This window comes from Mesorhizobium sp. 113-3-3, from assembly GCF_016756495.1.
Taxonomy (GTDB): domain Bacteria; phylum Pseudomonadota; class Alphaproteobacteria; order Rhizobiales; family Rhizobiaceae; genus Mesorhizobium.
In genome coordinates this window covers 6,481,676-6,499,817 of sequence record NZ_AP023243.1, presented here as the reverse complement: position 1 = coordinate 6,499,817, position 18,142 = coordinate 6,481,676, and the positions used below count along the sequence as shown (strand labels likewise).

11 protein-coding genes are annotated in these 18,142 nt (G+C 58.8%); 9 read left to right on the top strand and 2 right to left on the bottom strand.

Annotated features, from left to right (window positions below; genetic code table 11):
- The first annotated feature begins 38 nt into the window (after positions 1-38).
- From JG746_RS31330 to JG746_RS31295, 9 genes are all read left to right on the top strand, one after another.
- Positions 39-584, top strand: a complete 546-nt coding sequence (locus tag JG746_RS31330) for a recombinase family protein (RefSeq protein ID WP_202323978.1) — start codon at positions 39-41, stop codon at positions 582-584.
- Positions 581-1,507 (top strand): hypothetical protein, encoded by a 927-nt coding sequence (locus tag JG746_RS37300; protein ID WP_010913958.1) that lies wholly within the window; start codon positions 581-583, stop codon positions 1,505-1,507. The genes JG746_RS31330 and JG746_RS37300 overlap by 4 nt, the downstream gene beginning before the upstream one ends.
- An 89-nt stretch (positions 1,508-1,596) precedes the next feature.
- Positions 1,597-1,944 (top strand): hypothetical protein, encoded by a 348-nt coding sequence (locus JG746_RS37295; RefSeq protein ID WP_010913959.1) that lies wholly within the window; start codon positions 1,597-1,599, stop codon positions 1,942-1,944.
- Between the two features lie 23 nt (positions 1,945-1,967).
- Positions 1,968-2,294 (top strand): Ulp1 family isopeptidase, encoded by a 327-nt coding sequence (locus JG746_RS37290; protein ID WP_052292101.1) that lies wholly within the window; start codon positions 1,968-1,970, stop codon positions 2,292-2,294.
- Entirely contained in the window at positions 2,291-2,611 is a 321-nt protein-coding gene (locus tag JG746_RS31315) for a helix-turn-helix domain-containing protein (RefSeq protein ID WP_202323977.1), read from the top strand. The genes JG746_RS37290 and JG746_RS31315 overlap by 4 nt, the downstream gene beginning before the upstream one ends.
- A gap of 513 nt (positions 2,612-3,124) precedes the next feature.
- The gene (gene xopAD / locus JG746_RS31310; RefSeq protein WP_244730568.1) at positions 3,125-10,183 is read left to right on the top strand and encodes a XopAD/skwp family type III secretion system effector; all 7,059 of its coding nucleotides are present in this window, start codon (positions 3,125-3,127) and stop codon (positions 10,181-10,183) included.
- A 1,650-nt stretch (positions 10,184-11,833) separates the two neighbouring features.
- Positions 11,834-12,505, top strand: a complete 672-nt coding sequence (locus tag JG746_RS31305) for a winged helix-turn-helix domain-containing protein (protein WP_010913962.1) — start codon at positions 11,834-11,836, stop codon at positions 12,503-12,505.
- A gap of 44 nt (positions 12,506-12,549) precedes the next feature.
- A complete protein-coding gene (locus tag JG746_RS31300; protein ID WP_044551336.1) occupies positions 12,550-13,992 on the top strand; it encodes a type II and III secretion system protein family protein in 1,443 nt (480 codons plus the stop codon).
- Between the two features lie 8 nt (positions 13,993-14,000).
- A complete protein-coding gene (locus JG746_RS31295; protein ID WP_010913964.1) occupies positions 14,001-14,561 on the top strand; it encodes a CpaD family pilus assembly lipoprotein in 561 nt (186 codons plus the stop codon).
- 790 nt (positions 14,562-15,351) lie between these two features.
- Here JG746_RS31295 and JG746_RS31290 read toward each other — a convergent pair.
- The gene (locus JG746_RS31290) at positions 15,352-17,202 is read right to left on the bottom strand and encodes an HrpF/NolX family T3SS translocon protein (protein ID WP_202323976.1); all 1,851 of its coding nucleotides are present in this window, start codon (positions 17,200-17,202) and stop codon (positions 15,352-15,354) included.
- Positions 17,203-17,399: 197 nt separating this feature from the next.
- A complete protein-coding gene (locus JG746_RS31285) occupies positions 17,400-18,101 on the bottom strand; it encodes a hypothetical protein (RefSeq protein ID WP_063825847.1) in 702 nt (233 codons plus the stop codon).
- Positions 18,102-18,142 lie beyond the last annotated feature (41 nt).

Sequence of the window (18,142 nt, the reverse complement as noted above, 5' to 3'; positions counted from 1 at the left end):
CAGAGCATCGCGCCGGCACACCCAAAATGAACAGTTGCATGACCCGCATCGGATACGCCCGCACCTCCACCACTGACCAGAACCTCGCCGCGCAGATCGTCGCGCTCAAGGCCGCCGGCTGCGAGGTCATTCGCGAGGAGCAGAAGAGCGGCTCTACCCTGGAAGGCCGTCCGCAACTCAACACCATTCTCGACTTCATTCATGCTGGCGAGACGCTTGTCGTCACCCGGATTGACCGCCTGGCCAGATCGCTGCGCGACCTGCAGATGATCGTGGACAAGCTCAAGACGAAGGGCGCGCATCTCTCCGCGACAGAACAACCTGTCGATACGTCGACCGCCGCCGGTAAGGCCTTCTTTGACATGCTTGGTGTCTTTGCCGAGTTCGAGACCAATCTGCGGCGCGAGCGCCAGGCGGAGGGAATCGCTGCCGCCAAGAAGCGCGGCACATACAAGGGCCGGCCGCCGAAAATCGACCGCGACACGATCCAGCAAAGGCTTAAACAGGGTCAGGGCCCAACACAAATCGCCCGCGATCTCGGCGTCTCACGCGGTACTGTCTATCAGGTGAGGAAGGGCAAATGACGAAGGGCAGGCTCATAACCCGTCTGACGCCAGCGACATGCGAAGAGATCCAGACCCGCATGCTCGAAGTCTGCCAGAAGATCGCTGAGGACCACGGCCTGGTCATCGAGGGCGCCGGATGGCGCGGCACGGATACCGGCTTCTTCTTCGAGCCCGTGTTCCGCGTCAGCATTCCCGCTTCCGACGGCACCGCATTCAATCTCGAAAAAGACAGGTTCGAGTTCTTGGCAGAGCACTTCGGATTGGCCCCTTCGGACTTCGGACGCGAGTTCCGCACCGGAAGCGAGCGATTCCGGATCACCGGCATCGATCCAAAGCGGCCACGCTACCCGATCTCCGCTGAGCGAATTCCCGACCGCAGAGGGTTCAAATTTGCCGCCGAAAACGTCGAGCAGATGCAAGCTCCCACCCCGTCGTTGTCCGCGCCGCAGCGCGGCGCACAGCCCAGCTCGTCGCAGGAGCTTCCCGCAACCCCAGCTACGCCGAGCTCGGGAGCTTGGGATGGGGACAGGCTTAGGGAGCAGACACAACAACCCGAGTCATCATCGTCAGCCGACGCTGCGGCGTCAAACATGTACGACCGCCTTGACCCAGTGCTTGATCCGAATGCGCTCACAGTGGCTAAGTTGAGCAGCGATGCGCAATCTGTGCTGGCGCCTGGCGTTGCTAGACCGCCTTCGTTCGTTGGGCCAGCAGGCCCCCCCGACCTACAGGACATCGGACCTATCGTCGGCAAGGGCTGGCGCCACGGCTCCCAACCGGCCTCGAAGATCCTGATCGAGGAACTGGGTAAGATCAATCTGCTGCCGAACCAGTTCGGCCCAGCCCAGTTCGCGATCAACAGAGAGCACTACTCCGCCACGTTGGGTCGGGAGGGCGCAGGGACGTTCGCCTCATCCATCATGCTCGCTCCGGGCAGATAAATGAAGCTGGTCCGTCACGTCAGCCGCCGCGTCTGGAGGCCGGAGCACAGGTACCTGCCGGCTGGAGCACCGCGAGTGTTGGCTATCCGGTGCCATCCACCCCGAAGCTGCATGCTCATTATGCGCCCGCGCTTCCGAGCACATTCTCCGCTGATCAGATCGGGGCGTTGAAAGTCTCGTCCTCCGACCCGAGCGGGCGGACGCTCGGCGCCAGGGAATTCCTGGGCGATCAGCACATCCAAAGGGATTACGAGCTCCTGGGAGAGCAGTTGCAGGCGCGCGATCCAAATCTCGCTGCTCGGACGCGGCTTGTCGATCCCCTTATAGCCCATTATCATCTGCGCCTGGGCGAAGTGAGCGAGGCGCAGCGCGCATTTCGGCGCATCGTCCAAGATCCCAATCGTAATGACACCGCCACTTCCTGTTTCTGCCAGTGAGTGATGCTAGCCGTGCCGATCGTATGGCCCGCGGCACCCATTGGTCGCTGCTGCTCGTTGATCGCCGCAACCGGCAAAGCCCGGTTGCCTATCACTACGACTCCTACGAGGGAGGCAACGACCGCCAAGCTGCGATGCTCGCAACGCGGTTGGGCGCCAACCTGCAACAAGCGAGCATACGTCAGCAGGAGAACAAATTTGATTGTGGCGTTTTCGTCGTGGACGGCACCCGGGCCCTTATTGAACGATTGGTGAAGACGGACGGGCAACACATAGCAGATCTCAACGACCTCGTCCCCGATCGCCGGGATTTGCAAGGCCGACTCAGAAATTTTCCTGGCCGCGGTTGACGGCGACCAGAGCAGCTCTCGCGATCAGCGCTTGTCGCGGCGAGGCGGTCGCACGCAAGCAGGGCCAGCCATCTGGCTCGAAGCTCGACCCGCACGAACGCTTCATTCTTGGCCTGATTGAGGAGACGCCGGACATCACGCTTGCCGAGATCGCCGAGAGACTGGCGTCCGGGCACGGCGTGCTGGTTGTTCCTTCAACGGTGTGGATGTTCCTCGACAAGCGCGGCGTCACGTTCAAGACGTATGCCCGCCCGTCGGCAAGAGGTTTATTTCTGATGGCGGCTGGTCTGCATCAACGTATACGGCGTGTCGGCTGAGGGCCTGGGCCGGTAGCGCGACGCCGTTGCTGCGGAAGAATATTCTACACCGGCGCCCTTCCGAGCGAGAATAGCTTCGCCATCACGAGAAGTCCCGGCGGTACCGCCAGCGGCAAGTTCACGCGCCACTGGCGGGCAATCGCAGCAAAAGCCTTAGCATCTGTCGCCTCACTCTTCAAAGCCAAGCGGCACGGCTCTGCCAACCTTCGTCTTTGCCTCGTCAGAGCATATTCATCGTCACGCATCATCAGCGTGGCTTCGCCGAGGCTTGTCCACAGCGATCTCGCTCACCGCCGCAGCTGGCCCGAGATAGGGGCAGCTCCCGGACGTCTGGCGGAATAGGTGAACGCAATGCGACTCCAGATAGACCCAGGTCAGAGTCACGTCAGGTGAAGGGGATATGTTCGATCCCAGAGCGCGCAGGTTGGGCAGATCCGCGCTTTGCGGGTTGTGGAGGGCGCCGTGTGCGCCACGCATTGTAATCGGCGCGCATTTCTCGCCTGGAGACGGATTATGACGGGAGTTGACCGGCGTTTGAATGCGCCTAGCGGATCAGGCACGCACCGGGCTGAATCGGATCATGGCGGTGGTCAAAAAGGCTCGACCTTCAGTTCTGTCGTTCAGGGCTTGCGCTCTGAAGATCGAGAGTTAGGGGCATCCTCAGCTGAAAGGCCACCTTCGGCCAGCGATGTCCGGCGCCGCACGTCCGGCGATCCCTCCGTCAATAGGTGTGACGGCCAGCCCGTTTTTCGCGACTTGCCGCATCTGGGAGCGACAAATCGGCAAGAAAGTTCGTCGCGTTCCGGTGCAGAAGTCCGCAATGCCGATCAGTCCAGGAGTTCACAACAAAGTGGTCCTTCCTCGCGCAGGCAGCCCGTGTCGGGCCTGGATCGCAGACCAAAAAGGCGGCGCCTGGACGATGTCGCCGCGCAGAGCGTGCAAAGTGCAATCTCAGAAGAACAATCTAACAACGCACTACACGCCATTTGTTTTGCCCGTGACATTGAGGGGTTCTCGCGTGCAGTGGTGGAGCATGACAGACGGCTGCAAGGGGCGGGCGACGAGGTCCATGCAGCCTTCCTGCAAAAGGCCGCCGCCCAGTTCAAAGCTCAATTTGTCACATGCTTCGAGGACAATATCCGCCGCGGGCAATCATGGGGCTACGCCACCGCATGCAATACGGTGAGTCGTGAGGCTGGAGGTCAGGAAGGTGTGGAAGCTTGCAAGGCGATGGCAGCTCGGGTGTCGCAGCTTCCTAGTGCGTTAATGTGCGAAGTAGACCCCAAAGCCTTTTCGCTCTTTTCGGCATCGTTTGGTCGGCATCCGCAGTCGAGAACATGCCGAAATGGAACGATCAGAATCGCCGAATTTTGCCGCGATGAGGGCAGGACACTTGGCGTACTGCAAAGTCAAAGTCTGTCGTTGCTGGTGAACGGTTTCAGCAAGTGGCCGCAGCGGTCGGAAACTCGTGACGGTACGGAAGCCGTCGCCAGTGAGGTCCGTCGTCGCGAGGACCGCCGTTTCGGGCTCTCTGATTTTAGGGAGCAGCACCTGGCTAATCTGGTGAACGGTTTCAGCAAGTGGCCGGAAAAGGAGTGGTCCCGCCAAGCCACCGGAACGATTGCCGGTGAAGTCCTTCGCCGCCGTAACCTCGGGCTCTCAACTTTTAATCACCAGGACTTGGCCAACCTAGTGAACGGTTTCGGAAAGTGTGCCCAAGAGGAGGTCTGTTGCCAAGCCACAGTTGCGATCGCGGGCGAGGTCCTGCGCCGCGACCGCCGTGCCCGGCTCTCCGAATTCACCCACCAGGAACTGGCGAACCTGGTGCAAGGTTTCAGCAAATGGCCGGAAGAGCAGGCGTCCCGCGAAGCCGCCAGTGCGATGGCCGGTGAGGTCCTTGGTCGTGACCGGCGTGCCGGCGTCGCTGATCTTAATCCCCAGCACATGGCGACCCTTGTGAACGGTTTCAGTAAGTGGCCGATAGAGGAGCGGTGTCGCCAAGTCACCGGAGCGATTGCCGATGAGGTAGGTCGCCGCGCCGCCCGAGGCAGGTTCGGGCTCTCTGATTTTAATCATCAGGACTTAGCGAACCTGGTGCAAGGTTTCAGCAAATGGCCGGAAGGGGCGGTCTACCGCCAAGCCACAGCCAATATCGCCACAGAAGTCTCTCGCCGCGCCGGCGAGCAAGGGCTGTCTCATTTTACTCCGCAGGAGCTGGCTAACCTAGTGAACGGGTTCGGCAAATGCCCGGACGATGCCGACTATCATCACGCCACAGTCGCGATCGCCAGTGAGGTCATCCGCCGCCGCGCCCAACTCTCTGCTTTCAGTCATCAGCACTTGGCAAACTTGGTGAACGGTTTCAGTAAGTGGCCACAACAGGCGGACTGTCGCGATGCAACACTGGCGATCGCCAGCGAGGTCTTTCAACGCGATGACCAGTTCTCTCATCTTACTCAGCAGGCACTTGCGACATTGGTGAACGGTTTTAGCAAGTGGCCGGAAGAGGCGGCGTCTCGCCAGGCAACAGTCGCCATCGCCGGGGAGGTCACCCGCCGCGCCGGGCGCGGCGAGTTCGGGCTCTCTGATTTCAATGACCAGGACCTGGCGAACCTGGTGAACGGATTCGGCAAGTGGCCGGAAGCGGCGTCGACTCAGCAAGCCACAATCGCTATAGCCAGCGAGGTCCTTCGCCGAGGCACCCGACTCCGTGACTTTACTCACCAGCACCTAGCTAATCTGGTGAACGGTTTCAGCAAGTGGCCGGACGGGGCGGACTGTCGCGACGCCGCGATCGCCATCGCCGGTGAGGTCATTCGCCGCGGCGCCCGACTCTGTGAGTTTAGTCACCAGCACCTATCTAATCTGGTGAACGGTTTCAGCAAGTGGCCGGTCGGGGAGGACTGTCGCAGAGCCGCGATCGCAATCGCCGGGGAAGCCCGTCAGCGCCAGCTCTCCGATTTCGCTCCGCAGGGAGTGGCGACCTTGATGAACGGCTTCACCAAGTGGCCGGAAGAGTCGGCGTGCCAGCAGTCCACGATGGACATCGCGCGCAGATTGGGTGCTCGAGAGCTACGATTCGGTGTGTTCACGACAGCTCAGCTAAGTATTCTCGCCAATGCTTTGTCGCGAATGATCATGAAGGCAGAAGACACTGGGGATATTACGGACGCGGCTCTGCCGAAGGATCGCTTGCACAAGCTCGCTCATTACCTGCACTATGATGATGATCGCCTGGCGCAGGCTGACGTTCTAGACATCACAACCGTTTTCAAGGCACTTGGTAAGGCTCGGCTGTCTGATGATCTCGGTTTGCTCGCACCGACAGGCTTGAACCGCCTCTCGGAATTGCGTCAAGCCCCTGATTTTACGACCCACAACGATCTGGAAACCATGGCTAATCTGTGTGCATCTCTGCTGCCGCTGGCTCGCAGCCCACAGAGGCCGCTGCGCTCGCACCGCACGCAGGCCCTCAATCTGCTCAACGACCTCCAATCCGTGCTCGAGCAGAAGATCGAGGCGCATCTGAACGCAAGCGATGCCGAGCGGACCCGTGGACCGCTTGCCAGCCGCCGCCCCGCTTTATCGATCTATCAGACGCTTAAGGCCCGTGCGGTCCTGGAGAGACTATTCAGGTCACCGTATGTCGAGGGCAAGAGGTCCGACTTGCGGGTGAGGCAGCAAGCGCTGGAGCGCAAGACGAAGGAGATCCTGGACAGCACGCGCGGCCTCATTGAAAGCGACCTTTCCAGCATGAGCTGGAACCTGATCGCGCAGATCGAGGCGGAGAATCCAGTGGATGCGCTGGACTTTTTCATAGAGCAGGATGCGGCGACGATCCAGGGGCAACATCCAGCATCGGTCTTCGACGTGTATCAGGTCCTGCGAACCATGGATCACGAGCCAAGACCGCCGCAGGGTGACGCAGGACTGATGCAGTTGCCGGTAGTTGACATGCAGGGACGGCCGGTGGCCACCGAGCCGGAGAGACGGTATTCGATATTTCAGCGCCTGACTGCCGGGGCTTTGCCAGTCGTTGCGGTCCAGATGCCAGGAACGCCGAGCGCCTTCATGCTGGCGCGTACGGTGAACGTCAACGGTGTGCCATACCGCATGGACCTGTTCGGAGGCAGCAAGTTAAAGCCGCCGCGATTGACCGTGTCTCAGATTGCGGCCCGTGCTCCAGGCGAGCTAGCTAAGCTTTCCGGGGGAAAGCTGCTGGCGATTCCGTATGTCGATACCGCACCGGGCACCGCCTTCGAGCAGCTGTCTCGGACTTGGGCCCCTTTCAAGGAGGCCTATTATTATACCCAGCGCAGGGGTTTTGCGGCGCCACCGGCGATCAAGGGCCTGGGAGTTCACGACTACGCGCTGGAAGGCGCCTTCAAACTGTCGCTGCTGCCGGACCGTCCCGCCAACCAGGAGCATCCCTTCAAGCTGAGGGGGCCGGACGGTCCCATTGCATTGCGACCGCATGACGGCTGCGGTTTCATCAGGGCCTCGCTAGCCAACCTTATGCCAGCTGTATGTCGCGCCGGCGAGCAGGGTCCTGATCAGATGTCTGCCTTTGGTGAGGGAAGGAAATCATCCCTGCCAGTCTCGGCGCTGCAACACTATCCGCGCTGCGACCAAGTGGCGGATGAGGTCCGTGAAAAGGCCACGGCCTGGCTCGAGAGCCAACAAGAGCCAACGTTGACCACCGAAGAGCTGTTTAGAACGGTGACGGCCGGACACATCGATGGTCCCGGCGCGGTTGCCGTACCCTCCAACGATGAGTGTCTCCATGTGCCGACGCTGAAGAGCGAAACATTGACGGGGACGAGCGGCGTGCTGGTCGGGCGCTCGCCCTACGATAAGCCGAACCTGCGCCCGTTTGCCGCCGAGCGGGTCAAGTTGGCCGTCGACGGCGATCCGACCGCTGTATTTCTCGATAACTGCACGGCCATTCAATACAGCTTCAATGTCGCCCAGAAGTCGGGGAGGGAACTGGCCGCCGACGATCCGACTTTCTTTGCCAAAGGCATCCTGATCGTTGTACCGGATAAGATGTGGCCGGCCGCCTACGCCGACCGTGCGCTAATCATGTCTGCCGAGGACGTCAAATGCCATGCGAGCTGGACCACGAGCAAGGACCGCGTCAAGGTGGACACGACGGTCGACTGCCTCGGCATCCTGCAGGCGACCGAGGTGTTTGCCCCGGGCTCGTTGGTTGCCGTCCCAACTGGTGAACAGAAGAAACTTGACGGCGACTTCGACGGAGACAGCCTCGTCATCGTCGGCGACCGGCCACAGCTTTACGAGCATGTCAGGCAATTCGATCAAGAGGAGCAAGCTCGCGGATTGCGCTCGCTCAAGCCGCCAAAGTCGCACACGCCGGCGATTGAGGATGGTCGCTACAAGTTCGGGCGCGCCAGCCAGATCCTCGCCGCCACGCGCAATGTTCTGGAAATCTATACTTGTCTGCAGCGAGACTTTCTCGCTCAATCCCATGAAGCCCGACAGTGGTTTGCCGAGCGTGCCATCTTCGGCACGTACGAAGGCATTCACCAAGAGCTCAAGCGAGACATCCGAGGCGTGTTGGAGCAGGAACAGGTCAGTGCTCAGAACGTCCAGGAGACGCTTGAAAAGGCGCGGCACGACATCCAACTGGCAGACCATCCGGTCGCGCGCGAGATTGCTGAGTTGCTCCACGCTGAGCTCGAGACGTGGGCCGCGAGGCTGGATGAGCAAGCTCTGCCCGAACAACTCCTGCCCGAAACAGTCGTCAGCCTGAGCGAGGCACCACTCGCGATGAGCCAACCGCTTTGCGAGCTGTTCCCGGAGCTGGCGGAGATCTATTCGGCAACGGCTCAGCCACGCGACCGCGTCCAGCTTCTTGTCGACCGTTACCCTACGCGCATTGCCCCGCGACCGGATGGATACAATCCACACGACCTCGTGCGGAGTGCAAAGAATCTCCTGAGCCTCGGTATCAAAGTCGGAACTGACGCATATAAATCGGACACTGGGGCCCACATCTTTATGTTCAAGAGCAGGCAACTTCGGCGCCTGCTGCAACAAACACCAGGCTCGAAATCGGTGCCCTACACCAAGAGCATTGCGGCTACCCTCAACCAGGGTCGGTTTGATGTCGATGCCACATTGCAGGATCTTCAGGACAATCCGACGCTGGCGGCTTCAGTTATGCAAGCTTCGATCAAACTTGCTGCCGAGCGAGGCTTTCTGCCTCAACCCTCGGCTCGAGGGGCTTCTGCCGATGATTCAGCCACGACGATGACCTTGACTCCCGAGCTGGCCGTACAGCGAGCTCAAATGGAGGCTTGCCGCGCCCGAGCCGAAGAGAAGGACATCACCCCGATGGTAATCTCGGTTGCCGAAGCCCTCAGGAGAGCCGATATCAACGTGAAGATGCCCCATCTCGCTGAGCGTTTGAGATCGGAAAGCTCGATGACAGGCCAGCTCACCGGGATACAGGCCCCGTTTGAAGCCGGCGCCCAGCTGATCAACAACGCTGTACGCCACTGCTTCCAACTCCCTGATAGAGATTTTACCCGTGCCTTCAAGAAAGCCATTATAGCCTTCGACGAGAGCGGGTATTCTGAGGTCAGCACGACCAACTGGTTCAGGACGCGATCGCCGACCTTCGTCGGCATCAAGACCGTGCTCGCCACGCCGGGGGGCTACCGCTTCGAGGTGGAGTTCCACACTGCAGACAGCTACAAGACCAAGATTTACAATCACGACACCTACAAGGAGCTGCAGAAGCTGCAGGAGCTGCAGCGAGAGAGCCAAGATCCACTGGATCAGTCTATAGCCGAGCAACTCTTGGAGCGCGTGCGACAGGCCTGCAACAAGGTCATCATCCCTCACGAGGCCATAGAGATCCCCCACTGGGAAGCCCACGCCGATAGCACAGTTGGTGCCAGCCTACGTCGTCGGTTGCAAGTCGCCCCGCCGAGACGAACGGAGCGCTCCCCGATCGCAACAGAGATTCTTGGCGCGTTGGGCGCGCGGTCGATCGTGCTCGTCGGCGTGAAAGGCGCAGGGAAATCCAGTTTGGGCCGTGCACTCGCCAAACGACTAGGAATGAGGTTCGTCGATTCCGATAGAAAAATCGAGGCGAAGACCGGCAAGTCCGTAGCTAAGATCGTCGCTGAGGATGGGGAGGCCTATTTCAGAGATCTTGAGGTGAATGAGATCAGGCAGTCACTCGAACTGGGGTCGGCGGTGCTCGCAACCGGCGGTGAAGCGTTCATGATCGAGGAGATCCGGCATTATGTCGGGGAGAAAGCCGTCTCGATCTGGCTCAATACCAGCGAGGACGTGATCAGGCGGAACCTGAGAGATAACATCAGAGGCCCAAAGGTGCAGACCGCCGACCAAGCCCAGACCATCACAGACCTGATGCATGTGCGGAATCCAATCTATACACTTGCCGATCTCACGATTGCCCCGCAGCATGAGCGGGATCTCAAGAACGCGAATGCTTGCCTGACCGCGCTGCACGCCTATGTTTGCGGTGGGGGCAGGGCGGTACCCAAGCTCGTGACCTCATCCGGGGTCGTACCATGACGGCCCCGTTCAACTCGGCCGCGTGCGGAAACGGGAAAGACGCTGATCCAGCAGACCCCTTGGTGATCTCCAGCGCCTCCGCTCACTGAAATCGGCACCGTGGAGCATATGATAGCTGAACGTCCCGGCAAAGATCAGAGGAACCTACCTCAGACACCCGCCCGAAATCGGCGAGCAGATTGTCTGTCAACCCATGGACATCGCGAAAGTCTTGACCAGCTGACTGGTCGGCATGAGCAGCAAACGCCACGTCCGGCCGCAAAATCAACGGCGGCCGTCAGAAGGTCGCCGAGTGGATGTGGCACGAACTCGGCGTCATCGACCTGCGCGAATGACCGCTATCGCATTTGTCCCAAGCCCGACCACGGCCGAGATGAAGCCGCGCCACAGGGTTGATGCTAGACGGGCGCCGATCAGTGCCGCAATTCAGCCGGGCAAGCCTGGGCAACGTTTAGGTGCGGCGAGATAATGTCGGACGGGAGCCGTTTGGTTTCCAGCGCATCTTGCGGCCATCCAGTAGGCGAGCGTCTCTCAGCGAGATTATGTGGCGGAGCCGCCCTGGAGCGCGAGGTGTTCTGCGGAGAGGAGAATGGAACCGATACTGATCGGAAACTTTTGGCAACGAGTCTGCACCAATCCGAAATGCCGGCGCGACGCTCCCTTATTTGCCGCACCCGAGTTGGTGCGCGACGAGGCGGTGCGCGGACGGCATCATTCCCCAGCATCTATCATCCCGAGCGGTGATAATCGGCTGCAATTTCGTGGTCAAGAATCGAGGCCAGTGACAGCAACTCGGCCGTCACCTCCTAATGGCCAAGAAGGGAGATGCTCTCGGCCGCCCACCCAACCGCCGCTATAGGCTTGGCCCTGTCGACCGCCGCAATATCCACAACGTTCTGGATGGGCGTGCAATACGCCGGTGCCTACTCGGTATCGTGCAGCTTTACAACAGGCCGAGTCGAGAACCTGACCAAAAACCGTGTCAGCTTGCTCTTGAGGCCGTTGCACCTGATTGCCAGGGAAAACCGACGGTTGGTTCGATCCGACACTGACCTGTGTGATTGGGGGCTTGGGTTACGAGCCGGTGCCGGACTGAACCGTCTCCGAGGACGACGGTTATCTCGTGGCACATTGGGGCACGTGGCGGCGTTGCCAATCGCCCCAGGTGTCGCAGAAGCGGTCAACGATTGCACTTCATGGTCAGGCGGACCTGATTTGAGGCTGAAACCAGGGAGGCGTCGGTACCAAGCATCAGCCTCACAGTGCGATCTGGGGGGTGAATATGCGGACAATCCAGGATGTGGATTGCTTACATCCGAACAATCGATTTGCTCAAGTCGCTTGTCGAAAGCTAACCCCTACGGGTCATGGAATTATGGGCTCTGGAGGGCAATGTCGCTTGGCGAATGCAGGGGCCGCCACATCGGCAGGATGCGCAGACGAATTGAAGGCGGAGTGGCATCTTGGCCTGCCCAAACGACGCTTCAGCCCATCACAGGTTCTACCTCGCCTACTACAGGCGTACGGCTCGCATGATCCTGCGACTAGCCGTCCCAAAGAGGATTACGAACACTGCGACGCGTTGCGCGACTTCTGCTTTCGCCGTCTCAACAGTCTCGGTGACCTGTCCTACCATTAATAGGAGATGAAATGCGAACGCTATTCGTTGACCACCATGCGGATCTTACGCGAGCGGTGGGAGTTGCACTCGGCGACAGCGGTTTCGCCGTTGATGTTGTTCCCACACTGGAACAAGCATCGAGTGCATTTTCTTGCGCCAGCTACGAAATTCTCCTGCTGGAGCTGGTTCTGCCGGATGGCGATGGCTTGGATTGGCTGAAGCAGCTAAGGGGTGAGGGACATTCAGTTCCTGCTCTCATTTTGAGTGACGTCGACGATCTTGAGAAGCGAATTGCGATTTTCAACGGTGGTGCGGACGATTTTCTGCTCAAGCCAGTGTATACTAATGAGCTCATTGCCAGAATGAGAGCCGTTCTGCGGCGGTCGACTCAGATGACTGCCCCGATCATTGTATTTGGCAATCTCCACTTCGATCCGATCGGCCGACAGGTTTCCGTTGCTGGTTATCCACTGACGGTCGCACGCCGTGAATTATGTATTTTAGAGCATCTGCTCAACCGTGCAGGCCGAATTGTGCCGCGTTCGCAGTTGGAAGATCACCTCTATTCGTTCAACGATGAAGTATCGGCCAACGCGCTTGAAGTCGGAATCTATCGCTTACGTCGATATCTGAGCAGTTCAAACGCAACGCCGCGGATAAAAACGGTGCGTGGCATTGGTTACATTCTTGAATGTGACTAGCGCGACATTCGTATAGTTGGCCGAATTTGAAAGAAAAGACCGCCTTGAAAATCATTACAACTCATTCTGACACCGATCGGCGGCCCCCGCACATCGTTTGCCCGAGACCTGCTACTGTTTCTCCTTACTTGGGCCGCCTTCTCTGTGCGCTCATTCTGGCATATCCAGTTTCTGCCCCGGCCGAAAACATGCAGGATCAAGGGGCGCCGCGTGCCGCTTCCAATAGCATCGACGGCACGCTGAACCTTTCCTCTTCGCTCGGCAAGACGGTTCATTTGCCCGCGCCTGCCACGACCATCTTTGTTGCTGACCCGACGATCGCTGATTATCAGGCAGCCTCAAATACAACGATCTTCGTCTTCGGGAAGAAATCCGGGCGGACCAGCCTGTTCGCCTTGGACGATAAGGGCGAGGCTCTCGCCGCGCTGCGAATTGTCGTTACGCAACCGATCGAGGAATTGCGCGCCATGTTGATGGATCAGGTTGGCGACTCTTCAATCCAGGTGAGCTATACGCCGCGCGGCGCAATCCTTAGCGGTACAGCGCCCAATGCGGAGGTCGCCGACACCGCAAAAAGGGTCACTGAGCAGTATCTCGGGGACGGTGCGCAAGTCGTCAACAACATTAAGGTCGCTGGGTCCTTACAAGTTAATCTCAGTGTGCGCGTAGCGGAGGTCTCCCGTAGCGCCATGAAGGCACTCGGCGTTAACCTGTCCGCCTTTGGTCAAATCGACAATTTCAGAGTGGGCTTGTTAAGCGGCGGAGGCACTGGCTCTGGTGCAGCGCAGGGTGGTGGCACAGCAGGAATCGGATTCAACAACGGTGCCGTCAACATCGGCGCGGTTCTAGACGCGCTCGCCAAGGAGCACATAGCTTCCGTGTTGGCTGAGCCGAATCTCACCGCGATGTCCGGTGAAACTGCCAGCTTTCTCGCAGGTGGCGAATTTCCCATTCCTGTCCTGCAGGAAAACAAGCAAGTGTCGGTTGAATTCCGTCACTTCGGCGTCAGCCTGGAATTCGTGCCGACCGTTCTCAACAACAACCGGATCAACATTCACGTAAAGCCGGAGGTCAGTGAACTATCGTCCCAAGGTGCCGTTCAAATCAATGGTATTTCCGTGCCGGCAGTTTCCACGCGCCGAGCCGACACAGTCGTCGAACTCGCCAGTGGGCAGAGCTTTGCAATTGGCGGTCTGATCAGGCGCAACGTGAACAATAATGTCAGTGCGTTTCCCTGGCTCGGCGAAATGCCGATTCTTGGCGCTCTGTTTCGTTCCTCCTCGTTTCAAAAAGAAGAATCAGAACTTATAATTCTGGTTACGCCTTACATCGTAAAACCAGGCTCCAGCCCCAACCAGATGAGCGCACCCACGGACCGGATGGCGCCGGCTTTGGACGATCCGCCGGCAGATCCGCCGCGAGGCCGCGCTGCTGCCCGCACCGGCGCGCCCGGGGCCAAGCGCGGTCGCGGCTTCATAATTCAATAGGTGATCGAATGACTTTGCGGATCAAAGTTCTCCTGGTCGCCCTGACAGCCAGCGCAAGTGGCTGCACAAGCACTGTGCCGATCTATGTCGAGCCCCCTGCGCCAATCCTTATCCGGCCGGAGACCACCGTGCTGATATTAAAGAGCCTCCGCGCTTCCGAACGGCAGCGTTTGCGTGTTTTCCTTGACAGGACCAGTAGCGGCCGCCGCGATGCCCTTCACCTCCTTATCTGGGGCTCGTCCCGGCTCAGCGCAGAGGTGGTGCATCAGGCCAGGCAGATGGGTATAGACACTTACAACATCCATTTGCTCGACCAACACGATGGCGGCGCAGTCCAAGTAGAAGCAATTGTGTATCATGCCCGCCCACCTGCCTGTCCGTCGTATTCTTTACTCAGTGACAAATCCTTCGAAAAGCCCCTTGGCTGTTCGACACGACGTAACCTAGCTGCAATGGTCAACGATCCGCGCGATTTGCTCGACAACCAGGCTGTCGAGCCGAGCGATGGCGAGCGTGCGGCCATACCAGTTGCCACATACAGGACGTTCGGGGCGGGCAAAGGTCAATGACATGGGTCGTATGTTTTAGCTTGGTAGAGCACGGCGCCGCCTCCAGTCTGTAACATTGCCGTTGCTTCGGATCTGGTGGTGAGCGCGGCCGTCACAATACACGACCGTGACCTGAACAAGATAGGGGTGTCCCTCACCTCTCCGGGGTGCCCGGTGGCGCTGCGCTCATGACGTTGCCTCGCTGAGCGGCGTTCTTCATTTGCGAGGTTAAAGGCGCACGTCACGCGACGGCGGCGTGGCTCAAGTGGCCAAGCGAGCTTGATCTTGGCGGTCGTGTCGACAAAGCTGGCGGCTGTGTCGCTGCGCTCCACCGGCCCATGTTGCGGCCCGGTGGTCCCTATGACCACCGGAGAAGCAGTGGGGGACGGGCGCTGCGCCAACTGGCCAGCACGACCGCTCTGGGTTGATACTGTTGAAAAAGTCCGGCGCACCGCAAAGTCCCCACCGATATTAGAATCCAGTTCCAACCCGGCGCATTGCATGGAATCAGGATTCAATTTTGGGGTCTCCGCGGAACGCCATCCTACGAAAGCGCCACGGGCGACCGCGACGCGGACTTTTTCAACAATATCGGTTTTTTCTAGCCGTTCTCAGTTTTCACCTTCTCCTCTCAGGCTAAGTGTGAAAACGACCTCAAGGCCGAAGGATGAGCGGATTAAGCCCGGGCCTGCTGCGACCTAACCACGATCCTCAAGGCACGCCTGCCAAATCGCCTTGCGGAAAGGCAAAGGTTCCCCACAAGGTGATTGATAGGCTAGTGAAGCGTGCGAAGGAAGTCGCACATTTGTTGTCAGGCCACTTTCTGGAGTATTGGCACCATCGGGCTGAGGAGGCCGGCCGCTTGCATAGTGTCGGCCGGAAGGCATGCTTGCAGGTTGGACAAATAGTCTTCTGCATAGCTTTTCGCCATGGAAATCGGCAGATCGATCCCGGCCGCGGCGGCCTCTTCCAACGCCGTCTTCACCAGCCCGTTGCGAATCGCAAGCTTGACCTCGGGACCCGCGACAAGGCTGAGCGCCTGCGCTCCGATATTGATGCCAGCGTCTAGCAGCGCCTGCTTCATATTGCCTCCGGTAATGGCTGTGCGGACAAGATTTGCCGCTTGCGCCTCGAACGCGAGCGTCATCGACACGGCATCGGCCACTTGGCCCACGACCGGAATGAAGCTCAACAGACCCACCGCCGTCGCAGCCCAATCAGCCACTGTCGAGTACACCTTGAGCACGTCGTCGACTGTGTGGATGAAGGCCCCGCCGTTCTTTTTGGCCGACTTGGTATCAGGCTGGTCCGCCCGGCCCGTCATCATGTCCGAGACGGCGTCCTGTTCCGCAGCAGTTTCGGGCGCATGGGTCTTTGGCTGCTGAACGGCTCGGTTTGCAGACGACATGCCGTTGTAGAAGTGGCCAAAATCTTTGTTGCTGATATTGCCGGAATCAACCGTGTGTCCGCCGCCGAAATCGAAGAACGAATTGTGGGTCTTGTAGCCCGTAATCGAATTGTTTAGAAGACCGAAGAGCAGATGATCCGATAACAGCTGCGATGCCGCCTGCTTTACTCTCGGATCTAGGCTCTTGTCTTGCGCCATGCTTGCGAGCTTGTCACGAGTCAGGACACCGCTCCCAAAGAATTTTTGCTGGTTGCTGTTGATCGTCTTAAGGGTATTCAGCTCGGTTTGCGTGAGGCTCATCGAAGATGAAGCGACTTGGAGAAAATCCTCTTTATGGACTTTGTCTATCGAGCCACCGTACAACCGCTTCCATTCATTCGGGTGACTGACAAAGTACTGAGCCGCCGCAATGACCTGTGGCGGACATTTGCCAGTTTTCGCGTCGCCGTCGACGATCTGCTTGAAATAAGTCAGACTCAGGTTCTTGGGCAGGTTTTCGGAGTACCGGTAAAGCTCGCGCATCGCATCGTTCAAGGTCATAACCGACGGCTGCGCACTTCCAGTACTATCGGATGGGATGTAGTTCTGCGCGTAGCTTTGCGCCTGCTGGCCCTGAAATGCGGCAACTTGTGAGTGATGGCGAGAGAACTCGGACAAATCCTTGGCCGTGATCTTACCGCCACAGCGGCCATCGCCCTGCGAGCCGATCGCATAAAAAAGCTCTGGATCCTGCTGCAATCCCTCAATCGCCGCTTTCAGATCCGGTGGCGTAGAGGGATCATTGGCTTTATCCGTCAGCGATTGCCAACTAAGCGGGCATAGGTCCTTGTGACGGTTCAGCACTGCGACAATCTGCAACTCGGCTTGGGACAGTGAGCCGCCGTTCCACGTAATTCTCTCGCTTTTTATAGGCGCTTGCGCAATGGGAGGGAGGGCGACCGCAGGCTGCGGGCCTTGATCCGTTGCTTCGATGGCTGCCCTCATGCTTGGCGGCAGCAGATCCAATGGGTTCTTGCGCAATTCTTCCAACGAGGATGCGACATCGGGCAACAGCGACTCCGATGTGTTCCGGCACAATTCCTTCATCGACGGGAAGGGGCTGGCGTCGTCTTCGTGCAGGTGAAGGGAGAGCATCGCCTCGAATGACGATGCGTTTTGCTGCGCCTTTTCCAACGAAGATGTCAGATTCAGGCTGCTGTACTGGAGAATATCCTGGCTACTGAAAACGTTGCTTGTATTATTATTGACGGACATTGTGTCTCCTCAAAAATGAAATTGCAATCCCCCACGCCAGATCCATGTGCAATACCAGCACAATGACCGAAGATATCGCTGAAGCTGGCGGTTGCCACCATGAGCGGTTTAGCTTTCGGTAAACTGACGAGTTCAGAGGAATTCACAATTTGGGGTGGCCGCGGTGTTGTTTTGTCCCGAAGCTGCGACCGCAGATATCATTTTTGGCGTGGCTCTGGCTTCCCGCCAACGCCATCCTGCTGCGGCACGTCGGACGAATAAGCGGCTTCAGGCAATCCGTTGCGGACGACCATGGTGGAGGAACCCCGAAACAATGTCAGGACCGATTCGCTTGTCGGCGTTTCATGGACGCGCGGCTGCCCCTGTGCCTCTGCGACAAGACCATTGAAAGTCTGCTCCACGAGCGCGGTGAAGCGCGGCGGACCGGAAACCAAAACGAGGCCATCTCCCGGCGCGGGTCTCACGACGTAGCGGTCATCGGAGATCTCAAGCTTGTCTAGGGCACCCTTAAACGTATCGAAGCGGATCGAAGTCAGCACAAGCATGCGGGTTTGTGATTCTTTTGCGGCTGACACGTAGAGGACAAGCCCATCATAATACCATTGGAGACCGTACATATTGGCCAAACGGTCGAGGAACTCGCGCGGTGGCAAATCCGGCATACTCCCGCGGATCCGCCCCTTCACCTCGGCGCTAATGTTGACTCGGATATTAAGGTTGTTGCCGAATTGCTGCAGCGCCTCAGAAATATCCTGATCGAGAACCGTATATCTGTACGGCGTCTTGGAGAGGGATAAGGGGACGCCGAGAGTTCCGTTGGTTCCGGCGGAGAGAAAAAAACCGGCACACAGAAGTCTCAAAACGTGTGGGCGGACGGATCGGATGAGCGCTCTCAACATTGCGCACTGATACACTAGAGTCTGAAATTTGCACAAGTGAC